Consider the following 23270-nt stretch of genomic DNA (forward strand, 5'->3'; position numbering starts at 1 on the left):
GCACGTCCGCTCGTATCTTGAAACCGGCGGGAGTGTCCGGTCTGTGCAGGCCCGCGCAAAGTGATATGTTGTCGCGGGTTCATGAGCGAATGGAATAGGTTTTGAAACGCGGTTTCGTCCCCCATGCCGACAGTCTGATCGCCTTCGAATGCGCGGCGCGTCACGGCAGCTTCACCCGCGCGGCGGAGGAGCTGCACCTGACACAGGGCGCGGTGTCCAAACAGGTGCGCCATCTCGAGACCCGCCTTGGTGTCGAGCTGTTCAAGCGGGTACGCCAGCGCATCGTGCTGACCGACGCCGGCCGGCTTTATCTTCAGGACGTGCGCGGTGCGCTGGAGAGCCTGATCTCCGCCACCCGCCAGGTCATGTCCTTCGCCGGCAACGAGGATGTGCTGAATCTCGCAACGCTGCCCTCCTTCGGCACCCGCTGGCTGGCGCCACGGCTCTCGCGTTTCATCGAGGACTGTCCGACGGCGAGCTTCAGCGTCGCCGTCCGCCTGCGGCCGTTCGATTTCGCCAAGGAGCCGTTCGACATGGCGATCCACTACGGCGATCCGGTCTGGGCCGGCGCGGTCGCCGAGCCGCTGTTTCGCGAGGATGTGATCGCCGTCGCCTCCCCGGGTTTTCGCGAGCGTCACCGGATCGAGACCCCCGCCGATCTCGCGCCGCTGCTGCGGCTGCACCAGTCGACGCGCCCGCTGGCCTGGCGGCAGTGGTTCGAATGCGCTGGCGTCGAGACCGACCTCGCCTTTCAGGGGCCGCGTTTCGAGCAGTTCGTGATGATGGCGGAAGCCGCCGCCAGCGGTCTCGGCGTGGCGCTGGTGCCTCGCTTCTTCGTCAAGAGCGAGCTCGACGAGGGGCGTCTGGTGCAGCTTTTCGACACGGTGCTGCGGCTGCCGTCGGCCTATCATCTCGTCTATCCGGAGAACCGGACGCTGCGTCCGGTGGCGGAGCGGTTTCGCCGTTGGCTGAAGCACGAGGTCGCGGCGGAGACGCTGTAGTCGATTTCAACGATTGAAGTTCCACGTATGTTTTTGGGGTTTGCAGGTTCCGCGAATCCTGTTGGTATCAATCTTGTCTTCAGTCATGGAGATGCGGCGGTCCTGATCGTGAGGCTCCCCCCTCCCTCCTCGCGGTCAGGACCATTTTTCCTTCTGGTCGGTAACCTTCTGGTCGGTAAAATGAAAACTTGGGGTCTTCCGTCTGGAAGGCCCTTTCTTCTTTTGGCCGACAGGGCGCCGCGATCGTCTTCCTAGCGGCACTTGGGAACGGCCTGCCCGGGAACATGAACCCGGACGCGGGTCACGCCGCGGCGCAGGAACCGGAGTTCGCGCGCCGCGCGCCGCGACACGTCGATGACCCGCCCGCGCACGAACGGCCCCCGGTCGATCACCGTCAGCACGACCTTGCGGCCGTTGGCGAGGTTCTCGACCACGACCTTGGTGCCGAAGGGCAGGGTGCGATGCGCGGCCGTCATCTTCTCCGGATCCGCCATCACGCCGCTGGCCGTTCTGCTGGTCAATTGGTACCAGGAGGCCTTGCCGCACTCTGCCGCGACTGGCGAACCTGCGCAAAAAACCGCCACGAACGCTGCGGCGATTGCGTATGGACGAGGCTTGCGAATCATCTGTTGCGGTCCATAATCGTTTTCGTGGGCGCGGCACAAGGGACACAGGGCAGCCAGCCAGTGTCTCATGATTTTGGCTGTGCGGGCGAATTGCCTTTTATTTTTTGGGGGCACGCCGGGGGGCAAGGCGGAATGGACGCCTTAAATGGATACATGCATGACAAAGGCTGAGCACGACGGGCACGCATGGGGGCGCCCCGGCGATAGCCATCTTCACTCCGCGATTATCGCGGCCTGCAGTGATCCGATCTACTTCTGCACGCCCGACTTTGTCATCTGCGAGGCGAACGAGGCCTACGCGCAGATCACGGGCGTCCGGCGCAAGGACGTGATCGGACGCACGGTCGGCGATGTGGTTGGCGCCGCTGTTTATGTGGACCGCGAGGAGCACCTGAAACGCGCCCTGTCGGGCGAAATGGGGACTTTTCAGGGCTGGATCTCCACCTCCTACCTCGGCCAGCGTTTCTACGATGTGAAGTACCAGCCGGTCTTTGACCGGGCGGGCGATCTGCTCGGCATTGCCACCTTCGGCCGCGACATTACCGATCTCAAGGAGGCCGACGACGCGCTGCGGCTCTACGGTTCGATCATCATGCAGATGTCCGACCGCATCTCCGTCGTCGACCGGAACTATCGGTTTCTCCACACCAACGAGAGCAACGCGCGTTGGTACGGGTGCACGGTCGAGGAGATCGTCGGCCGGCCGGTGGTCGATTTTGTCGGCCCCGAACGTCTCGAGCACGAGGTCCGACCGTCGCTTGAGCATTGTTTCTCTGGCCAGACCTACGAATATGTCCTCCCCCAGACAGCGCCGGACGGCCGCGAGGTGGTGTTCTCGGTGCGGGCCGAGCCTTTCCGGGGTGCCGAGGGGGAGGTTCTGGCCGCCATTACGACCATGCGCGACGTGACCGAGACGTACCGGCTTTCGGCCGGGCTCGAGCGCCTCGCTCTCATTGACGACCTGACGGGCATATCCAACCGTCGCGCCTTCGAGGACTGGATCCGCGAGCGCATTGAGGCGCACGATATGTCGACCGGCTTTGCCGTCGCCTTCCTCGACCTCGATGGCTTCAAGCTGGTCAACGACACGATCGGCCATGGTGGCGGGGACCGCTTCCTTGCAGAGATCGCCTGCCGGCTCGCCGGTTTCGCGGGAAAGACGGTGCATGTTGCGCGCATCGGTGGCGATGAATTCGGCCTGGTCGTCGATACGGATGATGCGGTGGCGATGCGGGTCCTGTGCGAGCGGGTTCTTGCAAGCCTCAACAGCTATCATTTCTCCTGGGAAGGCATGACGTTTCGCGGTGGCGTCAGCATCGGCTTTGCCATCATCGAGACCAATTGCGAGCGCGGCGGCGGGCTCGACGTGAGCCGTGTCCTGCAATGGGCGGATCATGCCTGCATGGATGCGAAGGCGGCCGGTGGGCGTCAGGTGGTGGAGCATGACGGGTGCGACACGCTCGCCGCCGCCCAGCGTGCCGAACTCCGGCATCTCGCGGTGATCGGCGATGCCCTGGAACGCCAGACTTTCCAGCTGGAGCGCATGGCGATCGTCGATATCGAGAGCAATGTGCCGCGGTTTCACGAGGTGTTGCTGCGCGTCGCCCTGCCGGACGGCTCGTTGCACGGGCCGACCATGATCCAGGCAACGGCGGCGCGGCACGGGCTTCTGCGCGAGGTTGATGCCTGGGCCGCGAACCAGGTGCTCGATCGGCTGGGCGCCGGCGGCGACGGCCTGCCGGTGTCGCTCAACCTCTCCGCCGAGGTCCTGTGCCACGATGAGTTCGCCCGCTCGCTGCAGACCCGTCTCGAGGCCACCCCCGACCTCGCCCTGCTCCTGATGCTCGAGATCTCGGAAACCCAGGTCGCCCGGCTCGACGCCGCCGCATGGATCCTGTTGAAACGCCTGCGCCGCCTGGGTGTCAGGGTCGCGCTTGACAATTTCGGCGGCGGGTTCGGGGCGATCACGCAGATCCGCGACGGGATGTTCGATATGGTCAAGATCGACCGGATGCTTGTCGCCGATCTGGCCGACGAGCCGGTGAAGCGCGCCGCCGTGATCGGCGCCGTCGCCCTTGCCAATGCGCTGGGCCTGCCGACGGTGGCGGAATATGTCGACGGCCCGGCGCTTGTACCGGTGCTGCGCGATCTCGGAGTGCGCTTTGTCCAGGGCCATGGCATCGCCCGTCCCGTGCCCTGGCCGGCCATCGGCTAGGGCGCGTCGCAAAAGCCGGCGTCCTCGGGAAAGCGCGCCCGCGCCCGCGCGGCGATGGCCGCCGCCCGCGGTGCGTCGCCGCCAGCGCGCGCCGCCGCCAGCGCCTGATGCCAGAACGTCTTGCGCCAGCGCTTGGGCTGGGCGGCAAGCGCCGGGTCCGCCTCGTTCAGAGCGATCGCCGTCTCGAGCAGCGCCAGCGCCGCGTTCGGGCTGCCCTCGCGCAGGAATGCCTGCGCGGCGAGCAGCGCGTGACCGGGGTTGCCGGTCGTGTCCAGCTCTTCGGCAAGCGCCGCGCCCGACAGGCCGTCACCATTGGCGAAACGCTCTCCCGCCACGCCGAAAGCAGACGCAAGGCCATGCGCGGCCTCGGGTGCGATCAGCCCCCGCTCGGCGCAAAGTCCGCCAAGGTCCCGGTCGAAGCGGACGATCAGCTTGCGGATGATGTTGAGCGTGTAGAGATGGTCGTGGCTGGCGTGCGGGGAGCGCAAGGCGAGGAGCCGCAGGTGCTCGGGACGCGACTGTGCGGCCAGCCGTGCAAAGCCTGCCGCATCGACCGGATCGTGCAGCCCGAAGACCAGCGTCAGCGGATGCGGCGTCGTCGGTGCCAGGAGCGCGCCCGCGAGGTCCGGCTCGCCCTGTTGTCCGCGCACGCGGGAGAGCGCGCTCTGGCTGCCCGGCACGCCGAGCTCAAGCTCGGGTCCGAAGGCGAATGCCGGCCCGTCGCCACGGCGCAGCGCCGTCAGCAGGGCGCCATAGGCTCCCTTGGAGGCGCCGTAGTGGATGATTCGCTCCGGCCGCGCCGCCGCGACGGCCGCATCGATGGCGGCGTCGCTCGCCGCCTCGCAGCCGAGATACCAGCTCTCGTCCGGGCCGTTGAGAAAGAGGCAGGCATGGCGGGTCTTGGCGAACAGCCGCTCAAGCCCGAACCGGCCCTGGGGAACCCGCGCCTGGGACTGGACGACGACGAGCGTGTCGCTGCCCCGGCCCGGCCGGTAGCGCCAGGTAAGCCCGGTGCCGGCATCATGGCCGTCCAGCGTCGCGTCTTGTGCCGCCATGCGTTCCCGTTTCAGATCTGCGGGCCGATCCAGAACGGCCCCGGCGTTGCCTTTCGCGGCCGTCGCGCCTCGGCGATATGCGCCGTTTCCGGGTCGAGCGCGGCGAAGGCCTCATATTGCGTCAGGAACACGGATCCGGTGAGATGGGCAAGGAATTCCGTGCCCTTCAGCCTGTCGGCCACCGGTCCCTTGACCTCGGAAAGGTGGAAGGTGACGCCGCCGTCGCCAAGCCTGCGGTTGATTTCCTCCAGGCTTTCCAGCGCCGAGGCGTCGATCTCGTTCACCGCCGTGCACACGAGCACCATGTGCTCGATCGCCGGGCGCTCGGCGACAAGCTCCAGCAGCCGGTCTTCCAGATAGCGGCTGTTGGCGAAGAACAGGCTCTCGTCGACGCGCACCGACAGCACCTTGTCGCCGGTGACCACGTCGTGCCGGTTGATGTTGCGGAAGTGCTCCGTGCCGGGAACGATGCCGACGACGGCCATGTGCGGGCGGGCGCTGCGGTAGAGATGCAGCGCCAGCGATACGCCGACGCCGGCGAGGACGCCTGGCTCGACGCCGAAGCCGAGCGTGACAAGGATGGTGCCGGCCATCGCCGCGAAGTCGCTCTTCGAATAGGCCCAGACCCGGGTCAGCGCCTTGAGATCGACGAGCGAGAGCACCGCGACGATGATCGTGGCGGCGAGCGTTGCCTGCGGCAGGTCGGCGATGAGCGGGGTCAGAAACAAGGTGGCCAGTGCGATGCCGATGGCGGTATAGGCACCGGCCGCCGGCGTCTCGGCGCCCGCGTCGAAATTGACCACCGAGCGGGCGAAGCCGCCGGTCACCGGATAGCCGCCGGAGATGGAGGAGGCGATATTGGCCGCGCCGAGGCCGATCAGCTCCTGGTCCGGCGCGATCCGCTGGCGTTTCTTGGCGGCCAGCGTCTGGGCGACGGAGACCGATTCCACGAAGCCGATCACCGAGATCAGCAGCGCCGGCACCAGCAGGTCGCGCAGCAGCGCCGGGTCGAAGCTCGGCAGCGTCGGCGTCGGCAGGCCGGAGGGAATGTGGCCGACGAGCTTCACGCCCTTGTCGCCGAGGGCGAACTGATGGGCGGCGAGCGTCGTCAGCGCGACCGCCGCCACGGGTCCGGCCTTGACCAGGATGTCGGCGGCGCGCGGCCCGAGGCCGGCCCGGCGCAGCAGCGGTTTTGCCCTGGCGCGCATGAAGAACAGGAAGGCGGTCGCCGGCACGCCGACGGCCATCGCATAGACGTTTGCCGTGCCGATCCGCTCGACGAGGCTGGCCAGGATCTCGATCAGCGTGTGACCCGAGGCGGAGACGCCGAGGATGTGCTTGAGCTGGCTGGCCGCGATCAGCAGGCCGCTTGCGGTGATGAAGCCCGAGACCACCGGATGACTGAGGAGATTGGCGAGAAAGCCGAGCCGGAACAGGCCCATGGCGATCAGGATCAGGCCGGAGAGGAAGGCGAGGAGGATCGCCGCGCCCAGATATTCGGGTGTCCCCTGCGTCGCCAGCTCGCCGACGGCGGAGGCGGTCATCAGCGAGACGACGGCGACGGGCCCGACCGCGAGCGCCCGGCTGGTGCCGAACAGCGCATAGGCGACCAGCGGCAGGATCGAGGCATAGAGGCCGATCTCCGGCGGCAGGCCGGCGAGCAGCGCATAGGCAAGCGACTGCGGGATCAGCATGATTGTCACGATCACCGCCGCGATCAGGTCGTCGGTCGCCTGCGCGCGGTTGTAGCGCCGTCCCCAGTCGAGGATGGGCAGATAGGTGGAGAGCGTCTTCATCTTGCGGGTTCCGGGGCTTGGCGGTCGGCACGGCGGTGCCGGCCCCGGGCGCGTGGTGTGGGCGTCCGGGGGCGGTGTCGTCTGGTGTTGTCGAATGCGGCCTGTTGCGCGGTCGTCAGCCGGCTTCGGAAAGCCGGCGCAGGGTTGGCGTGAGGCCGGAAAGATCGTAGCCGGCGGCGCTGGCGAGGCTGGCGAGTTCGCCGGCGTCGCGTTGGCGCGCCTGCGACAGCGCCCAAAGGTTGATCGAGCGCGTGCCCGTCCGGCAGAAGGCGAAGACCGGGCCGTCGGCCTCGTCCATCGCCGCGCGGAAGCCCTCGATCAGCTCCGGCCCGATGCCGTCGCGCCCGACCGGCAGTTCCAGGTAGGCGAGGCCGGCGGCTTCCGCCTGTGCGCGGATCTCGGCCCCGGCCGGCTGGTCGGGAGCCTCGCCTTCCGGGCGGTTGTTGATGATCGTGACAAAGCCGGCGTCGCGGATCGCGACGACATCGGCGGGGTCGATCTGGTGGGCGACGGTGATCGTGTCGTCGACCTTGGCGCTCAGCATTGGCATGTCCTTAAAGGGTATTGATCGGCACTTTGAGGAACGTCGTGCCGCTTTCGTCCTTCGGCGGCAACTGTCCGGCGCGCATGTTGACCTGTATGGAGGGAATGATCAATTTCGGCATGTCGAGGGTCGCGTCGCGGGCGGTGCGCATGGCCACGAACTCCTCCTCCGTGATGCCGTCACGGGCATGGATGTTGTGCATCCGTTCCTCCGCGACGGTCGTTTCCCAGCGGATATCGCGCCCGTTCGGGCCGTAGTCGTGGCACATGAACAGGCGGAAGGCGGCGGGCAGCGACAGCACCTTGCGGATCGAGCGGTAGAGCTCACCCGCGTCGCCGCCGGGGAAGTCGGCGCGCGCCGTGCCGCCGTCCGGCATGAACAGCGTGTCGCCGACAAAGGCCGCGTCGCCCATCACATGGGTCATGCACGCCGGCGTATGGCCGGGCGTGTGCATGGCGAAACAGCTCATCGCGCCCACCGTATAGGTGTCGCCATCGGCGAACAGGCGGTCGAACTGCGAGCCGTCGCGCTGGAACTCGGTGCCTTCGTTGAAGATCTTGCCGAACGTGTCCTGCACGATGCGGATGTTCTCGCCGATGCCGATCTTGCCGCCGATCTTGTCCTGGATATAGGGAGCGGCCGACAGGTGGTCGGCATGCACGTGGGTTTCGATCAGCCATTCGGGCTTGAGCCCGTTGGCGCGGACGAAGTCGATGATCCGGTCGGCGGATTCAAAGGAGATGCGGCCGGCCGCATAGTCGATGTCCATCACGCTGTCGACGATGGCGCAGGCGTTCGAGCCCGGATCCTTGACCACATAGGAGATGGTGTTCGTCTGCGGGTCGAAGAAGGACGTCACCTGCGGCTTCACGGAGCCGTCGACGGGAAGGGCCTTGCTGTCGGTCATGAAAAAGCTCCTTTGCGGATGGGGCGGCGGACCGGCGGGTGCCGCCGGTCGGAACTGTAAGGGGACCGGTTTGCGCCGGTCAGGTGGCTGTCGCCTGCGTGCGCCGGGCGCGGGCCTGCTGGACCAGACGTGTCGCAAGCATACCTGCAATCAGCGCGCCGACGAAGATCACCGGTTCGCTCCGGCCGAGGCCGAGGGCCGGCACGGCGCCGCCCGGGCAGAAACCGGCCATGCCCCAGCCGATGCCGAAGATCGCCGCCCCGGCGACGAGCCGACCGTCGACGGACTTGATCGCCGGCAGCGAGAAGGCATCGGCCAGCAGCGGGTGGTCCGCCTGGAAGGCGAGCCGGTAGCCGATGGCGGTGACGATCAGGGCCGCGCCCATCACGAAGGCGAGGCTCGGGTCCCAGCCGCCGCTGCCGATGGCGGCAATGTCGAAGAAATTGAGAACCTTGGCCGGATTGGCCATGCCGGCGACGAGAATGCCCGTGCCGAACAGCAGGCCGATGACGAAGGCGGAGACGATGCGGGTCATGGCGTCAGGCTCCGATCAGGTGGCGAAGGACGAAAACGGTCGCGGCCGTCGTCGCCATGAAGGTGAGGGTCGCGACGATGGAGCGGGTCGAAAGCCGCGCCATGCCGCAGACGCCGTGGCCGGAGGTGCAGCCGCTGGCGAGCGAAACGCCGATGCCGACGATAACGCCGCCGATCACAAGCAGCGCCGGCGAGGAGGGCACCTCGATCTGAGGCGTCCAGCCGGTGAGGAACAGCAGAGCGGTCGGCGCGGCAATCATGCCGAGCAGGAAGGCTGCCCGCCAGCCGCGTTCGCCGGCGGCGGCGGTGGGGGGCAACAGGCCGCCGATCATGCCGCTGATGCCGGCGATGCGGCCGTTGAGCACCATCAGCAGAACGGCGGCAAGGCCGATCAGCGCGCCACCAAGGGCGGAAAGTATGGGTGTGAATTCGGTCATGCGTGATCCGGAGTCGAGGGGCTGGCCAGTGCGTGGTGCGGATTGCCAGCTTGTGTGAATTTCCTGATTGCGAATATATTATGCTTTGCTAAATTAGCAAGTATGAATATTCAAGATCTGGAACACAATGCGGACCGGGCAGCCTCGCTGCTGACCTCGATGGCCAATGCCCGGCGCCTGATGGTGCTGTGCCATCTGCTTGAGGGGCCGCGCAAGGTCGGGGATCTGGCCGCCGCCGTCGGCCTCAGCCAGTCGGCGTTGTCCCAGCATCTGGCGCGCATGCGCGCGCAGGGGCTGGTCGAGGCGCGCCGGGCCGGTCAGGCGGTCTTCTACAGCCTTGCCGGCGATGAGGTGAAGGCGGTGCTCGCCGCGCTCTACGGCATCTATTGCACGCCGGAAGGCGCCTCTGCCCCGGAGTCCGTGCCCGTCCCTGCTGGGTTGTCGGAGACCTGACCGGCAGCTGTCGCCGGCGTCTGCGGCGCCATCGTCTCCCGTGCCATGACCCCGCTGGCGATGCCGAGAGCCACTTCCGATCCGTCCGCGCGGGTGCGCCGCGTCACCCCCGGCAGCAGCAGAACCGGGTTCTCCCAGGTGTTGGGCAGGTCGCGGTCCTTGCGCGGCGCCGACAGTTCGTTGAGCGGACGCAGGATGCGTTCGTGAATGAGCGAGCCGACATGGATCGGCACGCTGCCGCCCGCCTCGGTGTCGAGGTCGAAGCGCGTCGGCCACAGCCGCAGCACCCACCGCCCGCCCGATGAGGGGTCCTCCCCGGTGGCGCTCGGTGCGATATTCGCGTCCTGACGCACCAGCACCAGTTCCGCGCCGCGTCCGTTCTGGATGCGCGGCAGCGCCGGCAGGTCTTCCGGCAGCGTCTGGCCTGCCAGGAAGCCGGCGAATGTGGCGACGGACCATTGCGGCGCGCGCACGTAGCCATGCGGCTTCAGCGCCTCGGCGAGAGCCGCCGGGTCGCCCGCCCATTGCACGACGAGGGGCTCCTCCTGCTCGCCGTTGAGTTCGATCCGGTGCCCGGGCAGGGTCTTCCATCCGCCGGACAGCCATTCGTCCCGGGTCATTGCCACGATCGGCGACACCGGGCGGTAGAGCTCGACCGCATTGTTGAAGTTGCGCATGACATGCGCCCCGCCGACGCCGGCAAGCGTCACGGTGACCAGCGCCGCCAGCGCCCAGCGACCGACCTTCTCGTTGTGCACGGAGCCGAAGATGAAGGCGAAGGCAGCCACCATCGCCGTGCCGAAGGCGAGCCCGCCGGCGACGTCGCTGGCCCAGTGGGCGCCAAGATAGACGCGCGAGAAGCCGATGGCGCCGATCAGCGAGACGGCGACGGAGAAGACCCCGGCCTTGGTCAGCGGCGAGCGGTCATGGGCGACGAGCACGGCGATCAGCCCGTAGAGCACGGTGTTGATCGTCGCGTGGCCGCTCGGAAAGGAGAAGGCGTCGGCGCCGGAATAGATGTCGATCGGCCGTTCGCGGTTCATCAGCAGCTTGAACAGGGGCACGAAGACCGCGGTGCTGGCGATGGCGATGAGGAAGCCTGTCGCCCTGCGCCAGGCACGGCGGACGAACAGATAGGCGACGGCGACGATGGCGACGATCGAGGTGACGAGGCCGTCGCCGAGCATGGTGATCGACACCATGATCTGGTCGCCGACCGGCGTGCGCAGGTCCTGGAACAGGTTGCGGATCGCCGTGTCGGCCCGCTGCAGCCCGGCGTCCGGCGAGATCGCGGCGGCCAGGGCCACGAACAGTGGCACGGTGACGAGCAGCAGCAGGGCCGAGACCAGCATCCCGGCCGAACGCGGATGCGCCGGGTCGAACATCCGCGCCAGCCAGCGCGCCACCCGGTTTTGCCGCGCCGCCAGCCAGGCGACGAAGCGCACGCGGCTGCCGGCATAGAGCGGCAGCACGATCAGGATCAGCCAGCGCGCCAGCATCACGGCCAGGAACAGCAGCACCAGGAAGACGCCGAGCATCGTCGCCAGGCGGCCGCTGATCTTGCCGAGCGCGCCGAAGGCGGTGCCGGCGATGACGCCGGGGCCCAGGTGAACGATGGTCCAGGCGATCGCCGAGGTGACATTGATCACCGTGAAGCGGCCGGCCGGCATGCCGACCATGCCGGCGATCCCGGGCACGATCGCCTTCACGCCGGGCACGAAACGGCCGATGAAGACGCTCTTGCCGCCGTGACGGCGGAAATAGGCCTCGCCCCGTTCCACCAGCGTCGTATAGCGTGAGAACGGCCAGACCTTCTTGATCCGGTCCTTGTAGATGTGGCCGATCCAGTAGGATATGGCGTCACCCGCCGTCGCGCCGAGCACGGTCCAGATGAAGATCGGCCAGGGATCGAGCTTGCCGAGGCCCACCAGAGTGCCGGCGCCCACCAGCACCACGGTGGAGGGCACGACCATGCCGATGAGAAACAGCGCTTCTCCCATGGCGATCAGAAAGACGACGGCGTTGGCGAGCGTGGGGTGTTCGCCGATGAGGTTCACGAGCTGATTGAGTAGATCGGTCACGGGTCCATGCTCGAAATCGCTGCGCCGGGTTGGCCTGCCCGTCGGGCCCGCTACATGTACGCGCTGGAGCCCGGATCGCCAATGCTTGACGGTGCGGTTTGTTTCGCGCGAAGCGATTGTGCACGATGGGGAAAACAGCTTGCGCGGCATGAGCCGCCTTGCACTTGCCCGCGCGGCTTGAAAAGCTGCCCGCGAAAACCGCATGAGCCGGCGACCCGCCGAGAAAGACCCGAGACCTTGTTCCAGTCCGCGAGCCTGCCTGTCGCCCTGTCGAAATCCGAGTACGAACGGCTCGAACCGGCCCTTCGCACGGCCTTGCTCGCCGCCCAGCAGCAGGTCGTCGACCGAAAGCCCTTCTCGGTGATGATCCTCATCGCCGGCGTCGACGGCGCGGGCAAGAACGACGCCATCGCGCGGCTGCACGAATGGATGGACGTGCGCTACCTCACCTGCAACGCCTATGAGGAGAAGGAGACGGAAGGCGAGCGCGAGCGTCCGCAGCTCTGGCGCTACTGGCGCGACCTGCCGGCCCGCGGCGAGACCTCCGTCGTCGTCGGCTCCTGGTACAACACGCCGCTGCGCCGCTTCGTTCTCGGCGACCTCGACGAGGACGGATTCGAGCGCGCGCTTGCCCGCATCAACCGTTTCGAGGAGCTCCTCGCCCGCGAGAACGTGCTGGTGCTCAAGTTCTGGTTCTCGCTGCAGCCGAAGGTGCAGAAGGAGCGGCTGAAGGCCTTGAAGAAGAAGGCCCGCGCCCGGCGCATCCTTGCCGAATGGACCGACATCGCCCATGCCTCCGACGCCCAGGACGCCTTCGAGAAGGCGGCGCTGACCACCTCGACCGCCGCCGCGCCCTGGATCGTCATTCCCTCCGGCGACCCGCAGTCGCGCGACATCGCGCTCGGCCGCTGCATCGAGATGGCGATGCGCCGCCGGCTGGCGGCCGCGCCCGCCGATCCGCTGGCGGTGCCGACGGTGGTCGCCCGCGTCAAGCGGATCAGCGCCGTCGACGCCATCGACCTGTCGCAGCGGCTGCCCAAGGCGCGCTATTCGGCCGAGCTCGAGCACTGGCAGGCGGAGCTTGCCCGGCTCGTCGACAAGAAGGCCTTTCGCGACCTCGGCCTCGTCGTCGCCTTCGAGGGCAATGACGCGGCCGGCAAGGGCGGCGCCATCCGCCGGCTGATCCGGCCGCTCGATCCGCGTCGCTACCGGGTGCACCGCATCTCCGCGCCCTCGCGCGAGGAGAAGGCGCATCCCTATCTCTGGCGCTTCTGGACGCGGTTGCCGCGCCAGGGGCATGCGGCGGTCTTCGACCGGTCCTGGTACGGGCGGGTGCTCGTCGAGCGGGTCGAGGGCTTCTGCGCGGAAGCCGACTGGATGCGCGCCTACAACGAGATCAACGAGTTCGAGGCGGAGCTGGCCGCCGCCGACACGCTGGTCGTCAAGTTCTGGCTGGCGATCAGCAAGCAGGAACAGCTCGCCCGCTTCAAGGCGCGCGAGGAGACCCCCTACAAGCAGTTCAAGATCACCGATGATGACTGGCGCAACCGGCTCAAGTGGGACGCCTACGCCGAGGCCGCCGGCGACATGATCGACCGCACCTCGACCCCCGATGCGCCCTGGGCGCTGATCGCGGCGGAGGACAAGCGCCATGCCCGCGTCGCCGTCGTGCGCCATCTGGTCGAGCGTCTCAAGGACGCCCTCTAGCGCTCACGCCGTGCTCAGCCTTCCGCCGGCGTTCCAAAGAGGGTGACGGCGGCGGCGGCGAGCGCCATCAGCGCGAAGCCCGCGGCCTTGCCCGTCCTGCCTTGCGCCCGGGCGCCCACCGCCGCGACCATCGCCTGCAGCGCGTAGTAGAGCGCGAAGGCGCGCGAGGCGTAGGAGATGATCTCGAAGACGCCGGAACTCCACGTCAGCAGCAGGCCGATTGCGACCAGCAGCACATAGGCGTGGCGCTCGGGAATGCGCCGGCGCGTCTCCTCCTCGACAAGGCCGCCGCAGCCGCTGGTGTCGGCGATGGCGGCGCTGAACTGGGCGCTCAGAGCGGCGACCACCAGCAGGACCGGCAGGACCGGCGCGATCTGGGCCATCATGCCGATGATGGCGGTTTCCGTCAGCTTTCCCGACGGCATGACCAGGTCGTAGGAAACGAGGCCGATATAGGCGAGGTAGATCACCGTTGCGATGATCTGCGCCAGGGCCATCGAGCGGATGCGCGTCCTTGCGTCATAGGTCGCGCCGAGATAGCGCGAGGTCTCGAAGCCCTGCACGGTGACGATGAGGCCGAAGCCGAGGGTCACGGCGCTCCAGCCGGTCACCTTCGCCGGATCGAACTTCAGTCCGCCCGTTGCCGCGGTGTCGCCGAAATGCAGGACAAGGCCGGCCAGCAGCCCGGCGATGACGGCGAGCTTCACGGTCACCGACACCTGCTCCAGTCCCTCCAGCGCCCGAAAGCCCCAGGTCCAGCCGACGACGAGGATGACGCACAGGACTGCGCTCGTCAGAAGCCGCGCGTGCAGGCTTTCGTGCAGCGGCGTCAGGCTGACGCCGAAGGAGCCGAACAGGTTGAGGTAGTAGGTGACGGAAATCACATAGGCGAAGGACAGCGCCCAGGAAGCGGCCATGTCGAGCCGCTCCTCCGTTGCCGTGCGCCTGCCGGCGGTCGTCTCCAGCCGGGTGATGTTGAAACGCACGGCCGACCCGATGAGCCACGCGCCCAGGCACAACAGCGCCATGGCGAGCGGCGCATAGGCTCCGTAGGAGGTGCCCAGCACCGGCCCCAGCACCAGGAAGCCGCTGCCGATGATCGACGCCAGCGGCGTCACCGTCGCCCGCCAGAGCGGCAGCCGGGCAAGCGCGGGGCGGGCGAGAAGGGCGGCGCACAGCAGGGTGGCCGCCAGGATGACGATGTCGAGGCGCATTCCCCAATCTTGTCCGCCGCCCTTTCGATCCGGTCAAGCGGAAGCTGCGGCACCGGCCCGATGCGGGCGCGTCACTTCGGCCGCGTGAAGCCCCGGCGAAAGGCGCGCGGCGAGGTGCCGGTCTGCGCCGAGAACTGCCTCGAGAAATAGCTCGGGTCGGCAAACCCCAACCGGTAGGCAATGCCGGCCACATCCTGCTGGGTGTAGGCAAGCAGCCGGCGGGCCTCCAGCATCTGCCGTTCGCGGATCAGTGCCGAGGCGGGCTTTCCGGTCTGTTCGCGGCAGACGCGGCTCAGGTGTGGCGGGCTGACGGACAGCGCGCCGGCGAAGCCGGTCACGGTCATCGGCACGTCCTGCCGCTCCGCGCCCGCGCGTCCCGGCGCGCCGAGGCCGATGCACCGGTCGAGCAGCGCCGCGAAGCGGGCGAAGAGACGACCCGCCGCATCGCCCGCCGCCGCCTGTTCTGCCGGCGCGCCGGCGCCTGCCCGCCGGACCAGCCAGATGCAGAGCAACGTGGCGAGCGCCGTCATCGCCTCCGCCCGTCCGGGCGCGGAGGCGGCGTGCTCGCGGTGAAGCGCCTCCAGCATGTCCGGAGCGTCGCCGGTTCCGGCAAGCGCCATCGCCCTGTCGAGCCGCCGGCCGGGATCGAGCCTGGCGCGCAGCGGCTCGAAGACGGTTGCCGGAAGCGTCACGACGCTGCCCTCGGTGTTTTCGCGAAAGCGGAAGCCGTGCACGCTGCCGGCGGGAAGGTTGAGCGCCGTTGCACCGCCGAGCGCGATGTCCTCGTCCTCAAGAAGGAGCGTACCGCCGCCCCGCGCGATCCAGAAGATCTGGTGCAGCGCCGGATGGCGGTGCTGCGCGATGCGCCAGCGATGTGGGCCGCTGCGCGCCGAGATGCGTTCGATATGCAGCGTATCCGGAAAGGCCGGCCCGGCCGGTTCCCCGTAAAGTCCGTAGTCCGGCGCGCGCTGTCTTGTTCGATTCATCCATCTATTGGAACGGTATCGGCCTTCCCGGCGCAAGCGCTTGTGCGCATCATCGGCGGAAGAAGTCGGCCAGGCGGCGGGGATGGAACCTTCCGGGGAGGGAAGGCGCCGGCCGGTCAGGGGAGGAAGGCATGGGCGGGATTTCAGCACCCGGCGGCGCGCGCACGCGCACGCAGGTTCTCATCATCGGCGGTGGCCCGTCCGGCCTGCTGCTGTCGCAATTGCTCGATCTCGCCGGCATCGAAACGGTGGTGCTCGAGCGCCGGTCGCGCGCCCACGTTCTCTCGCGCATCCGCGCCGGGGTGCTCGAGCAGGGCACCGCCGATCTGCTGCGCCGCGCCGGGGCAGGCGGGCGCATGGACAAGGAGGGTCTTGTTCATGACGGCGTCGAAATCGCCTTTGGCGAGGAGCGCCTGCGCATCGATCTCGCCGGCCTGACCGGCGGCAGCACGGTGATGGTCTACGGGCAGACCGAGGTGACGGCCGATCTTTACGCCGCCCGCGACGCGCGCGCCGGGGTGGTGATCGACCAGGCCGAGGATGTGGCGCTCTTCGGTCTCGAGGGCGAGGCCCCCCATGCGACCTTCCGCCGTGACGGGCTGACACACCGCATCGACTGCGATTTCATCGCCGGTTGCGACGGGTTCCACGGCGTTTCGCGCCGCTCGATCCCGGCGGATCGTCTTGCCGGGTTCGAGCTGGTCTATCCCTTCGGCTGGCTCGGGATGCTTGCCGACGTGCCGCCGGTCTCCGACGAGCTCATCTATGCCAGCGGCCCGCGTGGCTTCGCGCTCTGCTCCATGCGCTCGCCCACCCGCAGCCGCTACTATATCCAGTGCGCCAGCGACGAAGAGGTCTCCAACTGGTCCGACGACCGCTTCTGGGAGGCGCTGGCGGATCACCTGCCGGCGGATGTCGCCGCCGGTCTCGAGACCGGTCCCGCCATCGAGAAGAGCGTCGCGCCGCTGCGCTCCTATGTCTGCGAGACCATGCGTCACGGACGGTTGTTCCTTGCCGGCGATGCCGCCCACATCGTGCCGCCGACGGGGGCCAAGGGGCTCAACCTCGCCGCCTCCGACATCCATTACCTCTCGCAGGCGCTGATCGGCTGGTATGGCCGGGAGGGCCGGGGCGGTGGCGAAGAGGCGGCCCTTGTCGCCTATCCGCAGCGCGCGCTGGCGCGTGTCTGGAAGGCCGAGCGCTTTTCCTGGTGGATGACGACGCTGCTCCACGATCTGCCCGAGCGCGGCGCCTTCGGCCGGCGCCTGCAGCAGGCGGAATTCGACTATCTGAAGGCCTCGCGGGCGGCGCGGGCGGCGCTCGCGGAGAACTACGTCGGCCTGGCCTACTGAAGCGTGGTGAGCGCGGCCGCCATGGCCGCGACGAGGCCGATCAGGCTTGGATAGAAGGTCAGCGCGAAGCCGAAGGCGCGGGCCGGAGCACCTTTGGCGTAGCCGCGCCAGAAAGCCGCCCGACCGAGGCAGAACAGCAGCGCCAGCGCGGTGACGACGGGCACGGCGCTTTCCAGCAGCACGGCGAGCGCCAGATGGACCGGCAGTGCCAGCGCCGCCTGCTCCAGCGTGTTCTGCAGGACCGCGCGGCCGCGGCGTACGGCCTCGCTCTCCTGCGCCCCGCTGCTGCCGGCGATGTCGACGGGCGAGAAGAACCGCAGTTGAGCCACATTGGCGATCGCCGCCGCGAGCCAGAAAACGACGAGAAGGTCGACCCGCAGCGTGGCGGCCACGCGCTCCGCCAGCGACGGCGTGGGGGCCTTCAGGCCAAGGTAGGCCGCCGCCGCGAGGACCAGCAGCGCAAGCCCCGCCGCCCGTGCCATGCCGAAGGCAACGCCGCGTTGTTCGGCGCGAAAGGGATCCTGGGAGGTCATCTTGCCTGTCTCCGTCGTCTCGGGCGCGCGCATCTTCCCGCCATCGGTGCAGCAATGCGTGGAGACATGCCCGCCCCGGGCTTGAGGTTCCCGCGGAATTTGCCGAAACTCGGCGCGGATCGCCGCCGCTGCTGCGCATCCGCGCGTCTGGCACCTGCCTGCGTCGCCATCATCACCATAGCCCAGAGCCCGACCTCATGTCCCTCGACCTTCTCGTCAAGAACGCGACCCTGCCCGACGGGCGCACGCGCATCGACATCGCCTGCCGCGACGGGCGGATCGTTGCCGTCGAGCCGGGCATCGAGGCGGAGGCGGGTCGTGTCGTCGAGGCGGGCGGGCATCTGGTCTCGCCGCCCTTCGTCGACAGCCATTTCCACATGGACGCGACCCTGTCGCTGGGCCTGCCGCGCATGAACGAGAGCGGCACGCTGCTCGAGGGCATCGCGCTGTGGGGCGAGCTGAAGCCGCTCCTGACCGTCGAGGCGGTGGTCGAACGGGCGCTTGCCTATTGCGACCTCGCCGTGTCGCAGGGCCTGCTTGCGATCCGCTCGCATGTGGATGTCTGCGATGACAGGCTGACCGGCGTCGAGGCGCTGCTGGAGGTCAAGCGCAAGGTCGCGCCCTATCTCGACCTGCAGCTTGTCGCCTTCCCCCAGGACGGGCTGTTCCGCTCGCCTACGGCCGAGCGGAACCTGCTGCGCGCACTCGACATGGGCGTCGATGTGGTCGGCGGCATTCCGCATTTCGAACGCACCATGGACGATGGCGCCCGCTCGGTGCGCCGGCTGTGCGAGATCGCTGCGGAACGCGGCCTGATGGTCGACCTGCATTGCGACGAGAGCGACGATCCGATGTCGCGCCACATCGAGACGCTGGCCTACGAGGCGCAACGCCTCGGGCTTCAGGGCCGGGCGACCGGCTCGCATCTCACCTCCATGCACTCCATGGACAATTATTACGTTTCCAAGCTGCTGCCGCTGATCGCCGAGGCCGGCGTTTCGGCCATCGCCAACCCGCTCATCAACATCACCATCCAGGGGCGCCACGACACCTATCCCAAGCGTCGCGGGCAGACGCGGGTGCCGGAGCTGCGCGCCCACGGCGTCACCGTCGCCTTTGGCCACGACTGCGTCATGGATCCCTGGTATTCGATGGGCTCGGGCGACATGCTGGAGGTTGCCTCCATGGGCACCCATGTGGCGCAGATGATGAGCCGCGACGACATGCGCTATGCCTTCGATTGCGTGACCGCCCACCCGGCGCGGATCCTCGGGCTTGAGGGCTACGGGCTCGCGCCGGGCTGCAACGCCGATTTCGTGCTGCTGCAGGCGGCCGACCGGATCGAGGCGATTCGCCTGCGCGCGCGCCGGCTCGCCGTCGTGCGCCGGGGCAGGGTGATCGCCGAAAGCGCGCCGGCGGTCTCGCGCCTGTCGCTGGAGGGGCGCCCCGAGCTGGTCGACCCGGCCGCCTATGCGCCCGCCGCAGGCCGCGCGCAAGGCTGAACACCCGCCGCGCGGGCGGCATATGGCACCAAGACGGGCAAGGGAGACGGCATGGCCGAGAATACGGGCGTCGGGGACGGGCGCGAGACCGCGCAAGCGGCCGCCACCGAGGCGCCCTTCGTGCCGCCCTATCCCTTCCGCCCGGCCGGCGCGCCACCTGTGTGGAAGCTTCTCGGCCTAGCCCGGCGCAGCTTTCTCAACATCTGGCCGGCCCCCGCCTTCTCCCGGCCCTGGTTGCGGATCGCCATCCTGCGCAAGCAGATCTTCGTCTGCAACAGCCCGGAGACCGTGCAGGAGGCCTTCGTGCGCAAGCACGCGAACTTCGAGCGCAAGAGCGCGCAGATGCGCCACGCGCTGGAGCCGCTACTCGGCGACGGCCTGTTCATCTCCGACGGCGAGACCTGGCGCCGGCGCCGGCAGGTGGTCGCGCCCATCATCCATGCCTCGCGGGTGCGCGACTTCTTCCCCGTGATGGCCGAGACGGTTGCCGAGCGGCGCTCCGCCTGGCGCGCGCTGGGCGCCGGGGCGCAGGTCGACGCGCTTCAGGAGATGGCGCATCTGACGGCGGAGATCATCTGCCGCACCATCTTTGGCAGCGCGCTCGGCCGCGACTACGCCGCCGAGGTGGTCGAGGCCTTCACCGACTACCAGCGCCACATCGACCAGATCGACCTCGCCTCGCTGCTTGGCCTGCCGGACTGGCTGCCGCGCCGGCGCGGCCGCGCCATCCGCCGGGCGGTGGCGCGCATCGACAAGGTGCTGGAAGAAGTCATTTCGCGCTTCGAGGAGCGGCGGCGGGCGGGAGAGACCTCCGTCATCGGCGGCCTGCTCGACGCCCGCGACGAGGACGGCCGCCCGCTCTCGCGCGAGGCGATCCGCAACGAGGCCGCGGTGATTTTCATGGCTGGCCACGAGACGACGGCCAACACGCTGGCCTGGGCCTGGTATCTGCTGTCGCAGGCGCCCGGCGTCCGCGACCGCCTCGAGGCGGAGCTCGACAGCGTGCTCGGCGACCATGATCCGCGGTTCTCCGAGATGTCGGAACTGCCCTTCACCCGCGCCGTTGTCGAGGAAACCCTGCGGCTCTATCCGCCGGTGCCGATCCTCGCCCGCGAGGCGCGCGCCGACGAGACCGTGGGCGGCATCGCCACGCCGAAGGGCTCGCTGGTGATGGTCGTGCCCTGGCTGCTGCACCGCAACCCCGAGCTCTGGCCGCGCGCCGATCATTTCGAGCCGGAGCGCTTCCTTGGCCAGGCGCGCGGCGGCCAGTCGAAATTCGCCTATGTGCCGTTTGCCATCGGCCCGCGCATCTGCGCCGGTCTTGCCTTCGGCATGACCGAGACGATCCTGTCGCTTGCCATGCTCGCCCGCGACTTCCGCCTCGAGCTTGGCGAGGGCGTGTCGGTCGAGCCGGTCTGCCGGCTTACCCTGCGTCCGGGCGAGAGGCTGCCCATGCGGCTGATCCCGCGCGCGGGTCGATGACCCCGCCGCGCCGCCAGCCGGATCTGCCGTTTTCCGAAACCCTGGCGGCGGAACCGGACGGCTATCGAGCGGGCCTGTTCGACCTGCTCAAGGCTGGCGTTTACGCACTGCTTCGTCGGCTTCCCGTCGGCTTCGCTCCGGCCTTCGGCAGTGCGGTGGCGCCGCTGGCGCAATGGCTCAACCGCCGCCGTATCTTCGCCCGCCGCCTCGCCTGGAACCTTGCCTGCCTTCATCCGCAGGCGCCGCTGTCGGACGCGCAGGCGTTGGCCGGCGAGCGCCTGTGGTGGCGTGGGGCAGGGGCAATGCGCGCCGAATACGCGGTTCTGGAGCGTTTTCGCGACGCGGGTCGCGTCACCTGCGAGGGACCGTTGCCACCGTTGGGCCAGGTGATCTTCGTCGCTGTCCATCTCGGGCCGTTCGAACTGGCTTTCGACATGGTCCTCAACGGTCTCGGTCGCTCGGCGGTCGGCACCTGGCAGCCGGAGCCCTCGGTCCTGTCCAACCGCATCGTCTCGCGGCTGCGCGTGCGCTACGGGCTTTTTGCCTTCCCGCCCGGCCAGCGCTCCGCCCGCCACCTGCATCGCTGCGTGGTCGGGCAGGGGTTCGACGCGATTCTTTTTGTCGACGAGGTGCGTGACCGGCAGGTGCATCTGCCCGCCTTCGGACGGCCTCTGCCGGAGCGCGGCAACGCGGTCCTGGCGGTGAAGCTGGCGCTGAGGACGGGGGCGTCGATCGTGCCGGTTCATGTGCTCAGGCAAGGGGGAGGGCGCTATCGCTTCGTCACCGGCGCGCCGCTGTCCTTTGACCGCTCGGGCGGCGGCGGACCGGCGCTGACGGCGGGCGTTGCGGCCATTGACGCGGCCATCGAACCGCTGGTGCGCGCCAATCTGGCGCAATGGTACATGCTGCCCGAGCTGCGCCTTCCCGGCTTCGCGGCCTTTCCCGGCGCACCGGCTCAATAGAGCCAGTGCACCATGAAAAGCGTCAGTCCGGGGAAGACGACGAGCAGCGCCACGCGCAGGATGTCGCTGGCGATGAAGGGCACCACGCCGCGGAACGTCTGCGACAGCGGCACGTCGGGCGCCATCGAGTTGATGACGAAGAGGTTCATGCCCACTGGCGGGGTGATCAGCCCGACCTCGACCACGATCAGCACGATGATGCCGAACCACAGGGCGAAATCCTCCGGCGCGAGGCCGAAGTCGAGCGCCGAGACGATGGGGAAGAAGATCGGGATCGTCAGCAGGATCATGGAGAGCGAATCCATGATGCAGCCGAAGACGAGGTAGCACAGCAGGATCAGCACCAGCACCACCCACGGGTCGAGCCCGAGGCCGACGACATAGGCGGCCGACTGTTGCGGAAGCTGCGAGAACGCCAGGAAGCTGTTGAAGATGTTGGCGCCGAGCACGATGAAGAAGATCATGCCGGTGGCGCTCGCCGTTGCCAGGAAGGCCTCGACAAGGCTGGCCCGCGTCAGCCCGCCGTTGAGCAGCGCGACGATGCCGGTGCCGGCCGCACCCACCGCCGCACCCTCGGTCGGCGTGAAGAAGCCCGAATAGATGCCGCCGATCACGGCGATGAAGATCAGCAGCACCGGCCAAACGGCGATGAGGGCTGCCCCGCGCTCCGCCCAGCCCGCCCGCTCCCGGCTGCCCGCGCTCGCCGGGTTGAACCAGACGTAGAGCGAGACCGTGAGCATGTAGCCGACAGCGGCCAGAAGTCCCGGCACGAAGGCGGCGACGAAGAGCTTGGCAATGTTCTGCTCGGTCAGGATCGCGTAGATGACCAGCACGACCGAGGGCGGGATGAGAATGCCGAGCGTGCCGCCGGCGGCAAGACAGGCGGTGGACAGCGCGCCGGAATAGCCGAAGCGCCGCATCTCCGGCAGCGCCACCTGACCCATGGTCGCGGCCGTGGCCAGGGACGACCCGCAGATCGCGCCGAAGCCGCCGCAGGCCGCCACCGCCGCCATGGCGACGCCGCCGCGACGGTGGCCGACCATGGTCTCCGCCGCCTTGAAAAGCGCGCGGGACATGCCGCCGCGCGTGGCGAACTGGCCCATCAGCAGGAACAACGGCACGATCGACAGCGAGTAGTTCGAGAAGGTGCTGTAGACCTGCGACTTGAGCTGGCCGAGCACTGGCGCGAAGGTTCCGGTGACCAGCGTCGTGCCGGCCACGCCGACGAGGAACATGGCAAGTCCGATGGGCATCCGCAGGAAGATGAGGACGAGCAGGATCGGGAGCGACCAGAGGCCGTATTCAAGCGATGTCACGCGGCATCCTCCCGCAGGTCGCCGGGATCGGCGGGACGTCGCCCGGCCAGCGCCTCGGCGAGGCTCCGCCAGACGGTGAAGGCGCAGGCGATGACGAAGACGATCGCGCCGATCATCGCCGCCGCATACCCCCACCACAGCGGAAACTGCAGGATGAAGGTGGTTTCGCCATAGGCTTTCTTGTCGAGCAGGCCGAGCCACAGCCGCCAGGCGATCAGGGCGCTGGCGGCGGTCATCAGGACGTTGGCGAGCGTGTCGACGGCGGCGTTGACGCGTGCGCCGAAGCGGGCGAGGAACAGGTCGACCGTGACGTGGCCGCGCTTCATCTGGCACCAGGGCAGGAAGGCGAAGATGGCGAAGGCCGTGCCCGCTTCGACCAGCTCGTAGTCGCCGGGGACGGGCCTCAGCCCGATGCCGATGAGCGCGCGGCCGGTGATCGAGACCATCGTCGTCGCCGTCAGCAGGACAAGCACCGCCCCTCCGGCGATGGCCAGTCCCGCGCAGATGCGCTCAAGCGTCTTCTCGGTTTGCCGCAGCACGGCTCTCCCCCCTCCTTCGCCCGCCCCG

The 23270-nt window shown here is 68.5% G+C and carries 21 protein-coding genes; 8 read left to right on the forward strand and 13 right to left on the reverse strand.

All coding sequences use genetic code 11. The annotated features are described in order from the left end of the window. The first annotated feature begins 101 nt into the window (after window positions 1-101). Complete coding sequence (locus tag ACSLUQ_RS17170) at window positions 102-1001, forward strand: LysR substrate-binding domain-containing protein (protein WP_461809217.1); 900 nt, start codon at window positions 102-104, stop codon at window positions 999-1001. Window positions 1002-1252: 251 nt separating this feature from the next. Here ACSLUQ_RS17170 and ACSLUQ_RS17175 read toward each other — a convergent pair whose 3' ends face one another. Continuing rightward, on the reverse strand, window positions 1253-1585 hold the full coding sequence (locus tag ACSLUQ_RS17175) for a septal ring lytic transglycosylase RlpA family protein (RefSeq protein WP_461809265.1): 333 nt from the start codon (window positions 1583-1585) through the stop codon (window positions 1253-1255). Between the two features lie 199 nt (window positions 1586-1784). Here ACSLUQ_RS17175 and ACSLUQ_RS17180 point away from each other — a divergent pair, with 199 nt between their 5' ends. Then, window positions 1785-3842 carry an EAL domain-containing protein gene (locus tag ACSLUQ_RS17180; RefSeq protein WP_461809218.1) on the forward strand — a complete coding sequence of 686 codons (2058 nt, stop codon included), beginning with the start codon at window positions 1785-1787 and terminating at the stop codon, window positions 3840-3842. Here the strand turns inward: ACSLUQ_RS17180 and ACSLUQ_RS17185 are convergent. The 6 genes from ACSLUQ_RS17185 to ACSLUQ_RS17210 all read right to left on the reverse strand — a co-directional run bounded on the left by ACSLUQ_RS17185 (window position 3839) and on the right by ACSLUQ_RS17210 (window position 9115). After that, complete coding sequence (locus ACSLUQ_RS17185) at window positions 3839-4897, reverse strand: hypothetical protein (protein WP_461809219.1); 1059 nt, start codon at window positions 4895-4897, stop codon at window positions 3839-3841. The genes ACSLUQ_RS17180 and ACSLUQ_RS17185 overlap by 4 nt on opposite strands. 11 nt (window positions 4898-4908) lie before the next feature. Next, window positions 4909-6693: a SulP family inorganic anion transporter gene (locus ACSLUQ_RS17190; protein ID WP_461809220.1), complete on the reverse strand. Its 1785-nt coding sequence runs from the start codon at window positions 6691-6693 to the stop codon at window positions 4909-4911. Window positions 6694-6808: 115 nt separating this feature from the next. After that, the gene (locus tag ACSLUQ_RS17195; protein ID WP_417771287.1) at window positions 6809-7237 is read right to left on the reverse strand and encodes a protein tyrosine phosphatase family protein; all 429 of its coding nucleotides are present in this window, start codon (window positions 7235-7237) and stop codon (window positions 6809-6811) included. Window positions 7238-7247: 10 nt separating this feature from the next. Then, entirely contained in the window at window positions 7248-8144 is an 897-nt protein-coding gene (locus tag ACSLUQ_RS17200; RefSeq protein WP_417771286.1) for an MBL fold metallo-hydrolase, read from the reverse strand. 79 nt (window positions 8145-8223) lie between these two features. After that, the gene (locus ACSLUQ_RS17205) at window positions 8224-8679 is read right to left on the reverse strand and encodes a DUF6691 family protein (RefSeq protein WP_461809221.1); all 456 of its coding nucleotides are present in this window, start codon (window positions 8677-8679) and stop codon (window positions 8224-8226) included. Between the two features lie 4 nt (window positions 8680-8683). Then, window positions 8684-9115, reverse strand: coding sequence for a YeeE/YedE family protein (locus ACSLUQ_RS17210; RefSeq protein ID WP_417771284.1), 432 nt, complete (start codon window positions 9113-9115; stop codon window positions 8684-8686). Window positions 9116-9217: 102 nt separating this feature from the next. On the opposite strand from ACSLUQ_RS17210, the gene ACSLUQ_RS17215 reads away from it, so the two are divergent. Then, window positions 9218-9568 carry an ArsR/SmtB family transcription factor gene (locus ACSLUQ_RS17215; RefSeq protein WP_417771283.1) on the forward strand — a complete coding sequence of 117 codons (351 nt, stop codon included), beginning with the start codon at window positions 9218-9220 and terminating at the stop codon, window positions 9566-9568. On the opposite strand, the gene ACSLUQ_RS17220 is transcribed toward ACSLUQ_RS17215, so the two are convergent. Beyond that, entirely contained in the window at window positions 9499-11649 is a 2151-nt protein-coding gene (locus tag ACSLUQ_RS17220) for a VTT domain-containing protein (RefSeq protein ID WP_461809222.1), read from the reverse strand. The two genes, ACSLUQ_RS17215 and ACSLUQ_RS17220, sit on opposite strands and share 70 nt — an antisense overlap. Window positions 11650-11886: 237 nt before the next feature. Between ACSLUQ_RS17220 and pap the strand changes: the two genes are divergently transcribed. Then, the gene (pap, locus tag ACSLUQ_RS17225; protein ID WP_461809223.1) at window positions 11887-13356 is read left to right on the forward strand and encodes a polyphosphate:AMP phosphotransferase; all 1470 of its coding nucleotides are present in this window, start codon (window positions 11887-11889) and stop codon (window positions 13354-13356) included. 14 nt (window positions 13357-13370) lie between these two features. Here pap and ACSLUQ_RS17230 read toward each other — a convergent pair whose 3' ends face one another. Together ACSLUQ_RS17230 and ACSLUQ_RS17235 are read right to left on the reverse strand one after the other, a co-directional pair. Continuing rightward, the gene (locus ACSLUQ_RS17230; protein WP_461809224.1) at window positions 13371-14570 is read right to left on the reverse strand and encodes an APC family permease; all 1200 of its coding nucleotides are present in this window, start codon (window positions 14568-14570) and stop codon (window positions 13371-13373) included. A 71-nt stretch (window positions 14571-14641) separates the two neighbouring features. Beyond that, a complete protein-coding gene (locus ACSLUQ_RS17235; RefSeq protein ID WP_461809225.1) occupies window positions 14642-15556 on the reverse strand; it encodes a helix-turn-helix domain-containing protein in 915 nt (304 codons plus the stop codon). Window positions 15557-15687: 131 nt separating this feature from the next. Here ACSLUQ_RS17235 and pobA point away from each other — a divergent pair, with 131 nt between their 5' ends. After that, window positions 15688-16908 (forward strand): 4-hydroxybenzoate 3-monooxygenase, encoded by a 1221-nt coding sequence (pobA, locus tag ACSLUQ_RS17240; protein ID WP_461809226.1) that lies wholly within the window; start codon window positions 15688-15690, stop codon window positions 16906-16908. Here the strand turns inward: pobA and ACSLUQ_RS17245 are convergent. Further along, window positions 16902-17441, reverse strand: coding sequence for an MAPEG family protein (locus ACSLUQ_RS17245; RefSeq protein ID WP_461809227.1), 540 nt, complete (start codon window positions 17439-17441; stop codon window positions 16902-16904). The genes pobA and ACSLUQ_RS17245 overlap by 7 nt on opposite strands. 197 nt (window positions 17442-17638) lie before the next feature. Between ACSLUQ_RS17245 and ACSLUQ_RS17250 the strand changes: the two genes are divergently transcribed. Genes ACSLUQ_RS17250 through ACSLUQ_RS17260 form a run of 3 tightly spaced genes read left to right on the forward strand, consistent with a single transcriptional unit; the run spans window position 17639 to window position 21387 of the window. Next, window positions 17639-18943, forward strand: a complete 1305-nt coding sequence (locus ACSLUQ_RS17250) for an amidohydrolase family protein (protein ID WP_461809228.1) — start codon at window positions 17639-17641, stop codon at window positions 18941-18943. A gap of 51 nt (window positions 18944-18994) precedes the next feature. Then, the gene (locus ACSLUQ_RS17255) at window positions 18995-20425 is read left to right on the forward strand and encodes a cytochrome P450 (RefSeq protein WP_461809229.1); all 1431 of its coding nucleotides are present in this window, start codon (window positions 18995-18997) and stop codon (window positions 20423-20425) included. Continuing rightward, entirely contained in the window at window positions 20422-21387 is a 966-nt protein-coding gene (locus ACSLUQ_RS17260; RefSeq protein WP_461809230.1) for a lysophospholipid acyltransferase family protein, read from the forward strand. The genes ACSLUQ_RS17255 and ACSLUQ_RS17260 overlap by 4 nt, the downstream gene beginning before the upstream one ends. Here ACSLUQ_RS17260 and ACSLUQ_RS17265 read toward each other — a convergent pair. Together ACSLUQ_RS17265 and ACSLUQ_RS17270 are read right to left on the reverse strand one after the other, a co-directional pair. Then, window positions 21381-22703 (reverse strand): TRAP transporter large permease, encoded by a 1323-nt coding sequence (locus tag ACSLUQ_RS17265; protein ID WP_461809231.1) that lies wholly within the window; start codon window positions 22701-22703, stop codon window positions 21381-21383. The genes ACSLUQ_RS17260 and ACSLUQ_RS17265 overlap by 7 nt on opposite strands. Further along, entirely contained in the window at window positions 22700-23242 is a 543-nt protein-coding gene (locus tag ACSLUQ_RS17270) for a TRAP transporter small permease (RefSeq protein ID WP_461809232.1), read from the reverse strand. The genes ACSLUQ_RS17265 and ACSLUQ_RS17270 overlap by 4 nt, the downstream gene beginning before the upstream one ends. Window positions 23243-23270: the final 28 nt, after the last annotated feature.

This window comes from Stappia sp. ICDLI1TA098 (assembly GCF_054880955.1).